This window comes from Vibrio sp. S11_S32 (assembly GCF_014694465.1).
Taxonomy (GTDB): Bacteria; Pseudomonadota; Gammaproteobacteria; order Enterobacterales; family Vibrionaceae; genus Vibrio; species Vibrio algicola.
This window is the reverse complement of the sequence record NZ_JAAUWS010000008.1, coordinates 23,712-41,101: the sequence shown is the minus strand read 5'-3', so window position 1 is coordinate 41,101 and position 17,390 is coordinate 23,712. Positions and strand designations below refer to the sequence as shown.

The following is a 17,390-nucleotide window of genomic DNA, read 5'->3' as shown; positions in this document are numbered from 1 at the left end:
CTGAAATTATTCTTCGTCGCCAAACCAGCAAATGTTACGAGCAGCCATAATAAGCTCTCCCGCACGTTCTGCGCTTAGGCCTTCGATTTCTTCTAAATCGTCAGTACCTTGGTCGGCTAAATCTTCTAAAGTTACGATGCCTTGAGCGGCAAATTTAAACGCGAGTTCACGTTCAAGCCCTTCAAGTGCAAGTAGGTCTTCAGCAGGTTCTAGACCTTCATAAGATTCTTCTTGAACTAGTGCAAGAGTGGTCAATGCATTTTTAGCACGCTCACGTAGTTCTTCTACTAATTCTTCTTCAAGACCATCGACTTCTAAAAGCTCGTTAATTGGTACATAAGCAATTTCTTCTAGAGTAGAGAAACCTTCTTCAACCAATAACTCAGCAAAGTCTTGTTCGATGTCTAAATGCTTCATGAAGTTTTCGATAGCCGCTACCGATTCTTCTTGGTGCTTCTTGTTCAAATCAGCAACCGTCATAACATTAAGATCCCAACCAGTTAGTTGAGACGCTAGACGTACGTTTTGACCACTACGGCCAATCGCTTGTGCTAGGTTATCGGCTTCTACTGCGATATCCATTGAGTGGGTATCTTCATCAACGATGATTGAAGCAACATCGGCAGGTGCCATTGCATTGATAACGAATTGAGCAGGATTATCATCCCACAATACGATATCGATACGCTCACCACCAAGCTCACTTGATACGGCTTGTACACGTGCGCCACGCATACCAACACAAGCACCAACAGGATCAATACGACGATCATTTGATTTCACGGCAATTTTAGCGCGTGAACCAGGATCGCGAGCCGCGGCTTTCAATTCAATTAACTCTTCGCCAATTTCTGGCACTTCAATGCGGAAAAGCTCAATCAGCATTTCAGATTTAGAACGAGTTAGGAATAACTGGAAACCACGTGCTTCTGGTTTAACTGCATATAACAGACCACGAACACGGTCACCAGGACGTAGGTTTTCGCGCGGTAATTGGTCTTCACGTAGAATCACAGACTCTGCATGGTTGCCCAAATCAACGATAACCGCATCACGGTTGGCTTTTTTAACCACACCAGTTACCAACTCACCTTCATTGTCGATGAACTGTTCTACGATTTGAGCACGCTCAGCTTCACGTACTTTTTGTACGATAACTTGTTTGGCAGTTTGGGTAGTAATACGGTCAAATGTTACTGACTCCATATCATCTTCCACGTAATCGCCAAGCTCTAATGATTCGTCATCATATTGCGCCGCTTCAATTGAAATTTCTTTGGTTGGAAATTCAACTTCAGCAACCACTAACCAGCGACGTAATGTCTCAAAGTTACCGGTTTTACGGTCGATCTCGACACGAACTTCGATTTCGTGTGCACTTTTTTTCTTCGTTGCTGTGGCTAGAGCGATCTCTAACGCTTCAAAAATACGCTCACGCGGAACTGCTTTTTCATTAGAAACAGCTTCAACAACCGCTAAAATTTCTCTGTTCATTTATGTTCTCGCCTCTTCAGACTTAAAATTTTGGTATCAGGTTAGCTTTAGAGATATTACTCAAAGCGAATTGTTCAGGTTTACCATCAACGATAACAGTTACGATTTCGCCTTCAATGGCTGAAATCACCCCTTTCCACTTACGACGATTATTGACCGCCATTTTAAGTACCACGTTCACATCGTGATCAATGAACTGCTGATAATGAGCAGGCTTAAACAGTGGACGTTCTAAACCTGGTGATGAAACTTCTAAGTTGTAAGCGACGGTGATTGGATCTTCAACATCCATTACCGCGCTGACTTGACGACTTACTTCGGCGCAGTCTTCAACATTAATACCATTTTCATGGTCAATAAAGATCCGTAGTGCTGAGTGCTCACCCGCACGGATAAACTCTAAACCTACTAATTCGTAACCTGACGCAGCAACAGGTGCATCAAGTAATTCCATTAATTGTTTTTCTAAGCCAGTCATTTATATCTCCGGAAAAAAAACGGTGCAATAAAGTCAAAAACAGGATTGCCAGAAACAAAAAAAGGGCATTCAGCCCATTTCAAATATTACATAAAATCTGATTTATCACTATTTTTCAATCACTTAACAAAAAAAGCAATCATAAAAAATAATGTACAGATAATAAAAAACCCCGATAGTCGGGGTTTTTTATTGCTGGACCCTGATTATCACTAAGCTAAAGTCTAGCTTAGCTTGCAATTAAATCGAAATTCAATTGCAAATCGGACCCAAAAAATAAGGGTAATAAAGTAGTTTTAAAAACAACCTTTTCACCACTGCTTATAAAAGAACGGCTCATGAGCTTATCTTTTATAAAAAAGTTGGTTGCGGGAGCAGGATTTGAACCTACGACCTTCGGGTTATGAGCCCGACGAGCTACCAAACTGCTCCATCCCGCGTCCGTTGCATTATTTAAAGTATAATGCCACTTTCGTTTACTTATAAAAAAGCAAACTCAAAACTCATTTCAATACGAGGTATTATACATCGACATTGATTTTTTACAAGTTTTGTAATTATGGTGCCGAGAGGGGGACTTGAACCCCCACACCCTAAGGCACTAGCACCTCATGCTAGCGTGTCTACCAATTTCACCATCTCGGCATAAATTCTTTCAGCTTTTAAGCTTCAGTATTACTTAGAAGTTTCTGGTTCGCTCTGCACTGGAGCGGCTGGAACTTCATCAGTATTTACTTTTTTCACAGTATCTGTTTTTGTTGCTGCTTTAGTATCTGTCGCGTCAACACTTTGCTCAATACCTGCACTTGGTGCAACCCATTGTGAATCATGTTTAACAGTAGACATGTGACCAAGCACTAAACTGATAATGAAGAATACAGTTGCTAATACTGCTGTTGAACGGGTAAGGAAATTACCTGAGCCACCAGAGCCAAATACAGTATTTGATGCTCCAGCCCCGAACGAAGCTCCCATATCTGCGCCTTTACCTTGTTGAATCAACACTAGGCCAATTACACCAAGTGAAGCGACAAGATAAATCACAAGTAGAACATTTAATAACATTTTTCCACCTATGTGTTTGAATTCCAGAGTTGAGTTGGCAACACCAACAACAACGCACCTCCCTAATGAGGCGCAGTGATACTAACCAAACCTTAAGGCAGTGACAAGCGAAAAATCACAAAATCACACAACTTCCGACTCAAACGCTCAAAAAACTCGCAAAACATAATTTTGAGCTAAATTAATCAACATAACCTCTACCAATAAACAGCAAACAATAAGGCGTGAGTAACATTTTAATCACGCCTTATTTGCTCAAGCGGCATTGTTCTCGATCGTTTGATTGTAGCTAGTTTGACTCTGATTGCCTGATTCTAGTTACTTTGACCCTATCAGCATTAAACTCTAGCAGCTTTTTTTCACTTGCTCGGCAATAGCGAGCGCACTGTTTTTCACTAATTCAGCGTCTTCACCTTCGACCATCACGCGGATAAGCGGTTCAGTGCCTGATTTGCGTAACAATACCCGACCTTTATCACCCAATTGTGCTTCAACTTGCGTGACGGCATCTTTAACCGCTTGAGTGTCTAGTGGATCGTTATTGCCCGCAAAGCGAATATTTTCGAGCACTTGTGGGTAAAGCGTCATACCTGATGCTAACGCGTTCAATGATAATTCACTGCCTACTACAGAGGCTAAGACTTGCAGCGCCGCCACAATGGCATCACCGGTGGTCACCTTATCCAACAAAATGACATGGCCAGAGTTCTCAGCGCCAATCTTCCAGCCTTTTTCCAGCAGCTGTTCCATTACATAACGGTCGCCAACTTTCGATCGCACAAATGGAATACCCAGTTGTTTTAGGCCATTTTCCATTCCAAGGTTGGTCATTAGTGTACCAACAACGCCACCTTTCAGTTCTCCACGGCGCAGCGCATCGCGAGCAATAATGTAGGCTATTTGGTCGCCATCGACTTTATTACCAAATTCATCCACCATGATGATACGGTCGCCATCACCATCAAATCCTAATCCTAAATCGGCTTTTTCTTCTAGCACTTTAGCTTGTAGAGCGAGAGTATCAGTGGCACCAACTTGGTCATTGATATTTAAACCATTTGGCTGGCAACCTATTGCAATCACTTCTGCGCCAAGTTCTTTAAACACGCTAGGGGCAATATGATAAGTCGCACCATGAGCACAATCGATCACAATTTTAAGTTTAGATAAGCTCAACTCATTTGGGAAAGTACTTTTACAAAATTCAATATAACGACCAGCCGCATCAACCAGACGTTTGGCTTTACCTAATTGGGCTGACTCAACGCATTCGATATCTTTTTCTAATTCAGCTTCAATGGCAAGCTCAATATCATCAGGCAGTTTGGTGCCTTCAGCGGAAAAGAATTTAATTCCGTTGTCGTAGTACGGGTTATGCGAAGCGGAAATCACGATCCCCGCTTCTGCACGAAACGTTTGGGTAAGATAAGCAACGGCTGGCGTTGGCATCGGCCCTAAAAATGTCGCTTGAAGGCCTGCGGCTGCAAGACCAGCTTCTAATGCTGATTCAAGCATATAACCCGAAATACGAGTATCTTTACCAATAATCACTTGTTTGGTGCCTTGCTTGGCTAATACACGCCCTGCCGCCCAACCTAGTTTTAAAATAAAATCCGGTGTAATTGGAAATTGGCCGACTTTGCCACGTACCCCATCGGTACCAAAATATTTTCTTTCAGACATGTGTTTACCCTTCTTCAGCAAGAATATTGAGAGCATGATGAATGTGGCGTTATATTAAAAACCTATGCTCTCTAATTTAAATTTGATTGTGTTGCTTTTAATACTTTAAGCGCATCTTGTGTGGCCGCTACATCGTGAACTCTAATGATCTGCGCGCCTTGTTGTGCCGCAAGTATGGCACACGCGACGCTACCAATCATAGACTCAGAGGTCGGTTTATTTAATAACTTTGAGATCATCGATTTACGCGACATTCCGGCGAGCACGGGCAAACCAAATTGATGAAACTGTTCCAGATTGGCAAGCAGATGGTAATTATGCGCCACTGTTTTGCCAAAACCAAAGCCAGGATCGAGAATAATATTCTCACGCTCAATGCCGGCCTCTAAACAGCTATCGATACGTTGTTCTAAGAAGTGACAGACCTCGTGCAATACATCTTGGTATTCAGGGTTGTGCTGCATCGTTCGCGGCTGGCCTTGCATGTGCATAATACAAACGGGGATATTGGCTTGTGCAATTAACGCTAACGCGCCATCATCTTGTAGCGCGCGAATGTCATTAATAATATCCACTCCAGCGTCAATGCCTGCCGCCATCACCTCTGTCTTATTGGTATCAAGTGAGATCCACACATCAAAGTTAGCTCGGATCGCTTTTATCAATGGGATAACACGAGCTAACTCATCTGCCACAGAAACTTCAGCCGCGCCCGGACGGGTGGACTCGCCGCCAATATCGATGATCGTCGCCCCCGCCGCAAGCATAGATTTAACATGCTCAATCGCCGCGTCAAGATGGTTAAATTTACCGCCATCAGAAAAAGAATCTGGAGTGACATTTAAGATGCCCATAATTTGAGGCTGGGTTAAATCGAGTTGTTTATTTTTATAGATCAGTTTCATGGCTGAATTCATTTTATAAAAACGGAAAGGATTATTGTCGTGAGTATAAATCGAAAAAAGCCCTGACAGTATCAGGGCTTTAATGGGTTAAGCATTAACTTAAGAGTCTTTATCTTTTGACTCTGGCTGGTCTGCATCAGAAGCCTCATTGGCATCCTCTGCGTCTTCTGCTTTTACCGAATCTGACTCGTCTGAAGATTTCGCGTCTTGTTGTGGCGCGGCCTCTTGTTTATCGATATCAGGTTTAGCGGTTGATGGTTTATCCGCTGTTGCTTTAGGACTCTCATCGCCCCATCCTTGTGGTGCACGGATGGTTTCGCTACGATTCATCAAATCATCAATTTGACCAGCATCAATGGTTTCATATTTCATCAATGCATCTTTCATTGCATGCATGATATCCATATTATCTTCCAAGATCTGCTTAGCTCGGTCGTAGTTACGGTCAATCAAGGTTCTAATTTCTTGGTCAATCAAACGTACGGTTTCATCAGAAACTTGCTTGGCTTGAGACATACCGCGTCCCATAAAGACTTCACCTTCTTCTTCTGCGTACAGAAGTGGACCAAGTTTGTCCGAGAAACCCCATTGGGTCACCATTTTACGGGCAATATCGGTGGCACGTTCAATATCGTTTGATGCGCCAGTCGAGACTTTATCTTCACCATAAATCAGTTCTTCAGCCAGACGACCGCCATATAAGCTAGAGATCATAGACTCTAAGTGCTGGCGATTCATGCTGACGCGATCTTGTTCTGGTAGATACATGGTCACACCCAACGCACGTCCACGTGGAATGATCGATACTTTATAAACCGGATCATGTTCTGGGACTAAACGTCCGACAATCGCGTGTCCAGCTTCATGGTAAGCAGTTGAAGCTTTTGTATCTTCGGTTAACACCATTGAACGGCGCTCTGCACCCATCATGATCTTATCTTTAGCCAATTCAAACTCGACCATAGACACATTACGTTTATTACCACGGGCTGCAAATAATGCAGCTTCGTTGACTAAGTTAGCCAAATCAGCACCAGAGAAACCTGGCGTACCACGGGCAATCAACGAAGGTTCAATGCCGTCACCTAGAGGGACTTTACGCATGTGAACTTTTAAGATTTGCTCACGACCACGAACATCAGGTAATCCAACCACAACTTGACGGTCAAAACGACCAGGACGCAACAAGGCTGCATCCAGTACGTCAGGACGGTTAGTCGCTGCGATCACGATCACGCCTTCATTACCTTCAAAGCCATCCATCTCAACTAGCATTTGGTTTAGTGTTTGCTCACGTTCATCGTGACCACCACCAACACCTGCGCCACGTTGACGACCGACTGCATCGATTTCATCGATAAAGATAATACATGGTGAAGCTTTCTTTGCTTGCTCGAACATGTCACGCACACGAGATGCACCGACACCGACAAACATTTCAACGAAGTCAGAACCCGAAATAGTAAAGAATGGTACTTTTGCTTCACCTGCAATGGCTTTCGCCAGCAATGTTTTACCGGTACCTGGAGGCCCGACTAACAAAACACCGGTTGGGATCTTACCACCGAGTTTTTGAAAACGGCTTGGATCACGTAGGTAATCCACCAATTCTTTAACGTCTTCTTTTGCTTCGTCACAACCGGCAACATCAGCAAAGGTTGTTTTAATTTGGTCTTCGCCCATCATGCGGGCTTTGCTCTTACCAAATGACATTGCGCCTTTACCACCGCCGCCGCCACCTTGCATTTGGCGCATGAAGAAGATCCACACCCCAATCAGTAAGATCATTGGGAACCAAGAAATGAAGATAGTACTCAGCAGACTTTGCTGCTCAGGTGGCGTACCAGTCACTTTCACGTTCTCATTGATCAGATCATCAAGAAGTTTGTTATCGTACACAGGCATGTACGTCACATTACGAGAGTTATCAGTACGGACAAAGGTAATTTCTTGATCCTTGAACTTTGCTTCTCGGACTTGGCCTTGACCAACGTCTTTTACAAAGGATGTGTAATCAATTGCTTTTCCGTTACTGTCCCCAGGCCCAAAGCTCTGGAAAACTGACATCAAAACTACGGCGATTACTAGCCATAAAATTAAATTTTTTGCCATGTCACTCAAGGTGTCAGCCTCTCGGTTCACTAATTTGAAAAAAATAGAGTACTACAGTTTATAGCCTGTAGCCACAATGTATACCTCACGAGAACGAGCACGCGAAGAATCTGGTTTTCTTATTTTTACGTTTTTAAACATGTCTCTTACATCTTTAACGTACTGATCAAAGCCTTCGCCTTGGAATACCTTAACGACAAAGCTACCATCAGGAGCTAGAACTTGTCGACACATATCCAATGCCAATTCGACCAAATACATCGCTCGTGGCTGGTCTACCGCCTGATTTCCGCTCATATTGGGCGCCATATCAGACATCACCACATCGACCATATCAGGCTGAATACGCTCTAATAACGCTTCTAGTACAGCATCTTCACGGAAGTCACCCTGCAAGAAACTGACCCCAGCAATTGAATCCATAGATAAAATGTCACAAGCTATGACTTGGCCTGAATCCCCCACAACACCAACCGCATATTGTGACCAACCACCAGGCGCTGCGCCTAAATCGACCACCGTCATTCCCGGTTTGATTAATTTATCTTTATCTTGAATCTCTTCAATTTTAAAGATAGCTCGCGAGCGGTAACCTTTTTTCTGCGCTTCAGCGACATATTTATCACCAAAGTGCTCTTGCAACCAACGGCCCGAGCTTGCGGACACTTTTTTCTTACTCATTTTAACCCTAATACTTAACAAACGGCTTCTATTTATCGGTAAAAAGAACGCGATATCGACAGAAACTATTCAGAATAGATAGTCTTCCCGAATAGATGGCGTTAAAATAGAACTTTTCAACCCTAACACAACAAAAAATGGCCGAACAATGAATCTAAGCACCAAACAAAAGCAGCACTTAAAAGGACTAGCTCACAGTTTAAAACCTGTAGTGCTAATGGGCGCAAATGGATTAACTGAAGCTGTTCTTGCAGAAATTGAACTTGCTCTTAACCATCATGAGCTAATCAAAATCAAAGTAGCCTCTGAAGACAGAGAAACTAAGCAATTGATTATAGACGCGATTGTTCGAGAAACAAAAGCAGAAAAAGTACAAACTATCGGTAAAGTACTGGTTTTATTCCGTCAATCTGAACAACGTAAAATCGAGATCCCACGTAAGTAACGGATATTCAGATAAAAAGGAACAAAAAAGGCCACAGTTGATGTGGCCTTTTTTATTTGATTCTTTTACAGATATTTACACTAATAAAAAAATTAAATGTAATCGACTGCAATAATTTCAAGATCTTTATCACCACCGGGGGTTGAGATCACAACTTCATCGCCATCCATCTTACCGATTAAACCACGGGCAATTGGTGAACTGACTGAAATTTTACCCAGTTTAATGTTCGCTTCATCATCACCGACGATTTGATATTTCACTTCTTTATCCGTGTCCATATCCAATAACGTCACAGTGGTCCCAAAGATCACTTTGCCTGTGTTATCCATTTTGCTGACATCAATCACTTGTGCAACCGACAGTTTGTATTCGATGTCGCGGATCTGCGCTTCACAAATACCTTGCTCTTCACGCGCGGCATGATATTCAGCATTTTCTTTTAAGTCACCTAATTCGCGCGCTTCTGCAATTGCTTGTGAAATAAGAGGGCGACGTTTTAGTAATAATTCTAATTCGACTTTCAGAGCTTGTTCACCGCTCGCAGTCATTGGCACTTTTTCCATGATATATCTCACTCCATCGCTAAAGCTTGGAAACTAGATAGTTTGGAGACTAAATAGCTTAGACAATAAAACCCCACTCAACGAAGTTGCTGAGTAGGTAGTGGTTAATTTGATATTAAGTTTTCACAGTGTAGTTAAAGTTATTAGCAAGGTCACGCGAAAACTCACATTCGAGCATTGCTTTGTGGTTTAACTGCTGTTCAGTTAACACTAAATCAAAACGGAGCGATTAAAAACAGCACAGAAAAAACAAACCTCAACCATTAGAAAGATAAAAAAAACTAAAACACACCTCCAGATTCATTCTCAACGGAACTTTTTAAATACCCTATAGAAACAAAGCATTAGACACATAATATTCAACAAACCCAGTTAGAAATGCCTATCTTTTACTAAGTTTTATAATTTTTGACTATCCGTTCAGTGCGCTTTCAGAGTAAAAATGTACTAGTAAAGCATCTCGGTGCTTATACACTACGCTAAAACATAGCGGTTATCGTGCATTATTTATACGCACAATAATGGAAAGAGTGCAGCCAGTCAGAGCGCTCCTTTAATTTATGGAAAAACACTTAGGATTATTCAAATGAAAAAGACACTAATTGCTTTAGCAGTGGCCGCTGCAGCAGTATCTTCAGTCGCATCAGCAGCAACTATTTATAAAGACGACACTTCAACTCTAAGCATGGGTGGACGTGTTGAAGTTCGTGCAAACTTTTCTGATGCAAACAAATCAGATGCTGACGATAATAAATTTGAAGATAAATCACGTGTTCGTCTAAATATTGGCGGTGAGCAAGAACTAAATGAAGATGTTTCTTTTATTGGTTTTACTGAATTTGAAGTAACAGAAAAGGCAGATCCAGTAGCTAACGATGTACAGGCGAATACTCGCTACATGTATGTTGGTGTGCAGTCAAAAACTTACGGTACGTTAACTTACGGTCACCAAGATAATGCATTCACTTACCTAACTAACTTTACCGATATGGCTGAAGTGTACTCTGGTAGCATCAATGAATACAATGCAGCGACTTCTGACCGTGCCAATAACGTTTTACGTTATGCTTTCAACGCTGACAAACTAACCATTCAAGCTAGTGTACAGGCCGATTCTGATTCAGATGGCACGCCAGTCACTCAAAATGCTGACGGTTACGGTATCATTGCTTCTTACGCATTTACTGACTCATTAGAAGCCGGCCTTGGTTACGCATCATCTGACGCTAACTCTACTGGCGATGACCAAATTGGTACTGGTGACAACAACACTTACACTGCAGCACTTAAGTACTCAAACAACGGTTTGTACTTAGCAGCCACCTATGAAGGCGGTACTGTTTCGACTAAAAACGGTTCTAACCACGAATCTGATTTCAATGCTGCCGATGCTTACGCTGGATACACCTTTGGTGATAACAACGTAAACATGACATACAACTACTACAATGCTGACGAAGATTCATTTGATGCTCTTAATCTAAACAATGTTGCGATTGAGTACGCTCGTTACTTCGGTAATGCAACAGTATACGGTGCATACAACTTCAACTTATTATCAGACAGTGATGCTGCAACAAACTCACAAACTGATGATGAATTCCAAGTTGGTTTCCGTTACGCATTCTAATCTAACGCTCTTATTGAGATCTTAGATTAATAAATTGAACGCCTACTGATTTTCAGTGGGCGTTTTTTTATGCCTTGCGCCCAACAATATTAACCTGCACCATTACTTCTTACTCCATAACCGCTATGATTAACTTATAAAAATCATACTTGTAAAAACGACACTTGAAACGGAATTTCATGAAAATAACATCTACCTTATTGACAATAATCGGCGGTTTACTTACCTCTATCCCCTTGCTGACTTCTGCGGCCGATATATATAAAACCGATGCTGCCAGTGTGTCATTAACCGGTCGCGCCGAAGCTCGCATGCAAATCATCGATGGTAAAGTTGACGATCAAAGTCGAATTCGCATGAATATTATGGGTAAGACCATGATCAATAGCAGCATGTATGCAATCGGAGATTGGGAAGGTGAATTTCAAACCAGTCAAAATGGTGGCACTGATATCAGTAACGATGACGGTGGTGGAACGTTCAATACCCGCTACGCTTATGCTGGATTAGGCGGTAACTTTGGTGAAGTAACTTATGGCGAGAATGATGGTGCACTGGGGATCTTAACCGATTTTACCGACATCATGGCCTATCACGGCAATAATGCTGCTTATAAGATTTCGGTCGCCGACCGCACCGACAACATGCTGACTTACCAAGGTCAATATGATCACTATATTTTAAAAGCCTCTTACCGCTTTGCCGATAGCAGCGTGCAAGAAAATAAGCTCAATCCTGAAGATAATAAAATGATCGACAATGACCAAGATGGTTATTCGGTCTCAGTTACCTATACCCTTGGTGATACCGGCGTTATGTTGGGCGCAGGTTACGCCGATCAAGCCGATGAAAATGAAGCCATGTTAACTGCGTCATACACCTTAAATGATTGGTACATTGCCACTAACGTAGTTAAAGGCGATAAATATCTCTCTACCTTACTCTATCCGGCGACGCTCGACGCATACGACAGTTTAGGTTATGAATTTGCTACCTCCTACACCTTAGGAAAAACCGTCTTCACTGCCACATACAATAATTTAGATATGGACACCGATGATAGCGGTATTGGCTCCCATGCTGGCGATGTCAGCGATCTGGCCTTTGATGTCAGTTATTATTTCGTGCCTAATTTTCGTGCTTATGCCTCTTATAATTTCAATTTATTAAGCTCGGGACATGGGGTTAGCTACGTGGAAGCGGAAGATGATATCGCACTAGGCATGCGTTACGATTTTTAATTCCAATTCGAACTACAAGCTTTCTATCCATATTGTTGATAACGAAAAGTGTCAAAGGAATAAGGATGTTCTTTTTCAAGTGCCCACGGATGGCTCAAACGTCTTTTCAAAATAAACAATATTGATTTAGAATTTTATCAATATTTCAAACACCTACTGATATCAGTCGGTGTTTTTGTTTATACTGGCTGTTGTTGTTTTACCCGCTGCTCTGTGTACTTAAAGGATGTCGTTATGCGCCACACCACACTGTTATCCACTCTCGCCTTCAGTAGCCTTTTACTTTCCGTGGCCAGTTTTAGCCAAACACTTCCCAGTCAAAAAGCCCTACCCGCAGGCACTCAAATTGGCATTATAGTTCAGCCGAGCCAAGGAAAAACCACCAGCAGCAAAGCTGAACAGTTATTCCCACCCGCCAGCACCTTAAAGCTTGTCACCACCTTAGCGGCCAAGTTCGAACTGGGTGATGACTTTACCTTTAAAACCACACTGGCGCGTCACAATGACGATATTATCGTGCGTTTTAACGGTGATCCTAGTTTTACTAGCCAAGATCTCAGCTCACTATTACAAGACAGTAAAATCACCAGTATTAAGGGCGATATTATTCTCGACCAAAGCACGTTTACTGGCTACGAGAAAGGGGTTGGCTGGCCATGGGATATATTGGGAGTGTGTTACAGCACCGTATCAAGTGCGATCACCTTAAATGGTAACTGTGTGATGGCGTCAATTTATACCAATGCCGATGGCTCAACCCGTGTGTTCACACCCAAACACCAACCAGTATCAGTCACCACAGTGGCAAAAGCGGTCACATCTGAACAGCAAAAAGAGCAATATTGCGATCTCGATTTATCTGCCAACATTAATAATCAATACCAACTTTCCGGTTGTTTAGCCAAGCAAGACAAACCGCTACCGCTTAATTTCGCCGTTCAAAATCCATTTCGATATAGTGCGGCAGTGTTAAAGCAATTATTGGTTAAAAATAACATTGGTTTTAATGGCAAAATTAAGCTGGCTACCGAGCCTCAAGCAAGCGGTGATATCCTTGCCGAGCATCAATCTAAACCTCTACCAGTGTTGTTAGCTCACATGCTTAAACGCTCAGATAACTTGTACGCCAATAATTTATCCAAAGCGATTGGCGCGCATTATTTCAAGCAAGCAGGTTCATTTAGAAATGGTACCGAAGCGATCAAACGGATCTTAAAACAGCAAGCCAATATCGATTTAACTGGCGCAATATTAGAAGATGGTTCGGGCTTATCACGTAATAATCGTGTTACGCCAACTCAGCTTCTGGCGGTACTGAATTACATTAAAGCTCATGATAACGAGTTAAATATTATTTCATTAATGCCGACCTCGGGTATTAATGGCACCTTGCAATACCGCCAGAGCATGCGTAAAGATCCGGTCAAAGGCAATATCATCGCCAAAAGTGGGTCGTTATTTGCCACCCATAATATGGCTGGATTTGTGCTGGATAAAAACGGTAAACCGAGTACCACCTTTGTGCAACTGGTAACCGATTATTACCCAGATCCAGAGCAAAAAGGGACGCCGCCACTCACAACATTTGAGCGTTCGTTCTACCAAGGCATGATTGAGCAAGTGCAAGGTAATTAATTATCCCACTCCAGTAACTTTATGACCGATAAAGATTGGATGCAGCGAAAAGTATAAAAGGCCATTGACGACCTTTTCCAAGTGCCCATGGATGGTTTAAACGTCTTTTCATAATGAATAATATTGATTAGAAAATTAATGATCTGCGGACGCAAAAAAGGCTACCGAATTTATCACTCGGTAGCCTTTTATTATGGGAGTTTAGATCATTACGCTAGTGATTCACTCACTTGCTGATGCAACTCTTGTAATGAAGTCACTGTTTTGCGGTTATCTTCACTGTGCGCCATACAAGTGGCAAATGCGGCGTTCAAAGTGGTGGTGTAATTCACTTTTTCTTGCAGTGCGCCACGGCGTAGAACTTTAGAATCTTCAATTGCTTGACGACCTGCTGCAGTGTTAATGATGTAGGTGTATTCATTATTCTTAATACGGTCAAGAATATGAGGGCGACCTTCATGCACTTTATTCACCAAGCGAGGGTTAATGCCCGCTTCACCTAGAACAACCGCGGTACCGTGAGTGGCATCAAGTTGGTAACCAAGTTCGATTAACTGCTTAGCCACTTCAACCACACGTTTTTTGTCTTCTTCGCGCACAGAAAGCAGCGCACGACCACCTTCAGGGTAAATATTACCAATGCCAAGCTCGGCTTTAGCAAACGCTTGAGCGAAGGTTTTACCAACACCCATCACTTCACCAGTTGAGCGCATTTCTGGGCCTAACAGCGGATCCACACCTGGGAATTTATTGAACGGTAGCACCACTTCTTTAACTGAGAAGTACGGTGGAATAATCTCTTTCGTAAAGCCTTGTGCTGCTAGAGACTGCCCAGCCATCACTCGTGCGGCAATTTTCGCCACTGGAGCGCCGGTTGCTTTTGACACAAATGGAACCGTACGGGCTGCACGTGGGTTCACTTCAATCAAGTACACCTTGTTGTCTTTAACCGCAAACTGAGTATTCATTAAGCCGCGAACACCAAGCTCGAACGCCAGTTTCTCAACTTGCTCACGCATCACATCTTGAATTTCTTTGCTTAAAGTATAAGCTGGTAGAGAACAGGCTGAGTCACCAGAGTGAACCCCCGCTTGCTCGATGTGCTCCATGATGCCAGCAATGACCACTTGCTCACCATCACAAATGGCATCTACATCCACTTCTACTGCATCATCTAAGAACAAATCCAGTAGAACCGGAGACTCATTCGATACGCTCACCGCTTCATTAAAGTAGCGACGTAAGTCTTGCTCATCATAAACGATTTCCATCGCACGGCCACCTAGAACATAAGATGGACGAACCACTAACGGATAACCAATTTCACGCGACTTCTCAATCGCTTGTTCCATGGTTGTTACCGTTGCGTTTTGTGGTTGCAATAACTCTAAACGGTCAACAGCCGTCTGGAAACGTTCACGGTCTTCGGCGCGGTCAATCGCATCAGGACTGGTACCAATCACAGGCACGCCAGCCGCTTCTAAAGCGCGAGCCAATTTAAGTGGTGTTTGACCACCGTATTGAACAATCACACCTTTTGGCTTTTCAATGCGAACGATTTCGAGTACATCTTCCAATGTAACGGGTTCGAAGTATAAACGGTCTGAAGTATCGTAATCGGTTGATACGGTTTCAGGGTTACAGTTCACCATGATGGTTTCGTAACCGTCTTCACGTAATGCTAGTGACGCATGAACACAGCAGTAATCAAATTCAATACCTTGGCCAATACGGTTTGGACCACCACCCAAAATCATGATCTTGTCACGATCGGTTGGGTTGGCTTCACATTCTTCATCGTACGATGAGTACATGTAAGCCGTATCTGATGAGAATTCAGCCGCGCAAGTATCAACACGCTTGTACACTGGGTGAATATCATATTGGTCACGAGCGCGACGAATTTCACTTTCAGCCACACCTAAAATTGTCGCTAGACGCGCATCGGCAAAACCTTTGCGTTTTAAGTTGCGTAGCACATCTTCATTTAAACCCGCAAAACCACCAGCTTTTACTTTGTTTTCAAGTAGCACTAAATCTTCAATTTGAACTAAGAACCAGCGATCAACGTTGGTTAAGTTGAATACGCCGTCAACCGACATACCAGCACGGAAAGCATCGGCGATGTACCAAATACGGTCACAACCAGCTTCTTTCAGTTCTTGGCGGATTTTAGTTAATGCATCAGGGGCATCTAAATCAACCATTTCATCAAAACCATTGCGACCCACTTCTAGGCCACGTAATGCTTTTTGCAGTGATTCTTGTTGGTTACGACCAATCGCCATCACTTCACCCACTGACTTCATTTGAGTGGTTAGACGGTCATTAGAGCCAGCAAATTTCTCAAAGTTGAAACGAGGGATCTTAGTCACAACGTAATCGATGGTAGGTTCAAATGAAGCTGGAGTCGCGCCGCCGGTGATGTCATTCATCAGTTCATCAAGGGTGTAACCAATCGCCAATTTGGCGGCGATTTTAGCAATCGGGAAACCGGTCGCTTTTGATGCTAATGCCGAAGAACGAGATACGCGTGGGTTCATTTCGATGATAACCATGCGGCCATCTTCAGGGTTAATACCAAACTGAACGTTAGAACCACCAGTTTCAACCCCAATTTCACGTAACACCGCTAAAGACGCGTTACGCATTAATTGGAATTCTTTATCGGTTAGCGTTTGCGCCGGAGCGACAGTAATTGAGTCACCGGTATGAATGCCCATCGCATCGAAGTTTTCAATGGTACAAACGATGATGCAGTTGTCTGCTTTATCGCGTACCACTTCCATTTCGTATTCTTTCCAACCAATTAAAGACTCATCGATCAGCAATTCATTGGTTGGCGATAAGTCTAAACCACGGCGACAAATCTCTTCAAATTCTTCTTTATTGTAGGCGATACCACCACCCGTTCCGCCCATAGTAAATGAAGGACGGATGATGCACGGATAGCCAACCATTTCTTGAACTTTGTAAGCTTCTTCCATGGTTTTTGCCGTATCGGCACGTGGACATTCAAGACCAATGGATTTCATCGCTTTATCAAAACGAGAGCGGTCTTCCGCTTTATCAATCGCATCGGCCGTTGCGCCAATCATTTCCACACCGAACTCTTCAAGTACGCCGTGCTTTTCAAGATCAAGCGCACAGTTCAATGCCGTTTGTCCGCCCATGGTAGGCAGAACGGCATCTGGACGCTCTTTTTCAATAATGTTACGAACCACTTCCCAGTGAATTGGCTCGATATAAGTTGCATCGGCCATTTCAGGGTCGGTCATAATAGTGGCAGGGTTCGAGTTCACCAGAATGACTCGGTAGCCTTCTTCACGCAGTGCTTTACAAGCTTGTGCGCCAGAGTAATCAAATTCACAGGCTTGGCCGATAACGATTGGGCCAGCACCTAAAATCAGAACACTTTTAATGTCAGTACGTTTTGGCATTGCTACTACTCCGAA

General features: G+C 43.0%; 13 protein-coding genes and 2 tRNA genes. 4 read left to right on the top strand and 11 right to left on the bottom strand.

Translation table 11 applies throughout. The annotated features are described in order from the left end of the window. Positions 1-6: 6 nt before the first annotated feature. The 9 genes from nusA to rlmE form a co-directional block, all read right to left on the bottom strand. On the bottom strand, positions 7-1,494 hold the full coding sequence (gene nusA / locus HC723_RS06550; RefSeq protein WP_153447556.1) for a transcription termination factor NusA: 1,488 nt from the start codon (positions 1,492-1,494) through the stop codon (positions 7-9). Positions 1,495-1,516: 22 nt separating this feature from the next. Continuing rightward, entirely contained in the window at positions 1,517-1,972 is a 456-nt protein-coding gene (rimP, locus tag HC723_RS06545) for a ribosome maturation factor RimP (RefSeq protein WP_153447557.1), read from the bottom strand. 363 nt (positions 1,973-2,335) lie between these two features. Further along, positions 2,336-2,412 (bottom strand) — tRNA-Met (locus tag HC723_RS06540). A 120-nt stretch (positions 2,413-2,532) separates the two neighbouring features. Beyond that, positions 2,533-2,617: transfer RNA gene (locus HC723_RS06535), tRNA-Leu, on the bottom strand. Between the two features lie 30 nt (positions 2,618-2,647). Further along, positions 2,648-3,037: a preprotein translocase subunit SecG gene (gene secG / locus HC723_RS06530; protein WP_153447558.1), complete on the bottom strand. Its 390-nt coding sequence runs from the start codon at positions 3,035-3,037 to the stop codon at positions 2,648-2,650. A gap of 345 nt (positions 3,038-3,382) precedes the next feature. After that, complete coding sequence (glmM, locus tag HC723_RS06525) at positions 3,383-4,720, bottom strand: phosphoglucosamine mutase (RefSeq protein ID WP_190338565.1); 1,338 nt, start codon at positions 4,718-4,720, stop codon at positions 3,383-3,385. Between the two features lie 71 nt (positions 4,721-4,791). Beyond that, positions 4,792-5,625, bottom strand: coding sequence for a dihydropteroate synthase (gene folP / locus HC723_RS06520; RefSeq protein WP_190338564.1), 834 nt, complete (start codon positions 5,623-5,625; stop codon positions 4,792-4,794). A 99-nt stretch (positions 5,626-5,724) separates the two neighbouring features. Next, a complete protein-coding gene (gene ftsH, locus HC723_RS06515) occupies positions 5,725-7,737 on the bottom strand; it encodes an ATP-dependent zinc metalloprotease FtsH (protein WP_190338563.1) in 2,013 nt (670 codons plus the stop codon). 51 nt (positions 7,738-7,788) lie between these two features. Continuing rightward, positions 7,789-8,418 (bottom strand): 23S rRNA (uridine(2552)-2'-O)-methyltransferase RlmE, encoded by a 630-nt coding sequence (gene rlmE / locus HC723_RS06510; protein WP_153447562.1) that lies wholly within the window; start codon positions 8,416-8,418, stop codon positions 7,789-7,791. A gap of 148 nt (positions 8,419-8,566) precedes the next feature. Between rlmE and yhbY the strand changes: the two genes are divergently transcribed. After that, complete coding sequence (gene yhbY / locus HC723_RS06505) at positions 8,567-8,863, top strand: ribosome assembly RNA-binding protein YhbY (RefSeq protein ID WP_153447563.1); 297 nt, start codon at positions 8,567-8,569, stop codon at positions 8,861-8,863. Positions 8,864-8,955: 92 nt separating this feature from the next. Here the strand turns inward: yhbY and greA are convergent, their stop codons facing one another. Beyond that, a complete protein-coding gene (greA, locus tag HC723_RS06500; protein ID WP_153447564.1) occupies positions 8,956-9,429 on the bottom strand; it encodes a transcription elongation factor GreA in 474 nt (157 codons plus the stop codon). Between the two features lie 586 nt (positions 9,430-10,015). Here greA and HC723_RS06495 point away from each other — a divergent pair. The 3 genes from HC723_RS06495 (at position 10,016) to dacB (ending at position 13,935) form a co-directional block, all read left to right on the top strand. Next, on the top strand, positions 10,016-11,059 hold the full coding sequence (locus HC723_RS06495; protein WP_190338562.1) for a porin: 1,044 nt from the start codon (positions 10,016-10,018) through the stop codon (positions 11,057-11,059). 179 nt (positions 11,060-11,238) lie between these two features. Beyond that, positions 11,239-12,300 (top strand): porin, encoded by a 1,062-nt coding sequence (locus HC723_RS06490; protein ID WP_190338561.1) that lies wholly within the window; start codon positions 11,239-11,241, stop codon positions 12,298-12,300. A gap of 234 nt (positions 12,301-12,534) precedes the next feature. Further along, positions 12,535-13,935 (top strand): serine-type D-Ala-D-Ala carboxypeptidase, encoded by a 1,401-nt coding sequence (gene dacB / locus HC723_RS06485; RefSeq protein ID WP_178306466.1) that lies wholly within the window; start codon positions 12,535-12,537, stop codon positions 13,933-13,935. A gap of 209 nt (positions 13,936-14,144) precedes the next feature. Here dacB and carB read toward each other — a convergent pair whose 3' ends face one another. Then, a complete protein-coding gene (carB, locus tag HC723_RS06480) occupies positions 14,145-17,375 on the bottom strand; it encodes a carbamoyl-phosphate synthase large subunit (RefSeq protein ID WP_190338560.1) in 3,231 nt (1,076 codons plus the stop codon). Positions 17,376-17,390: the final 15 nt, after the last annotated feature.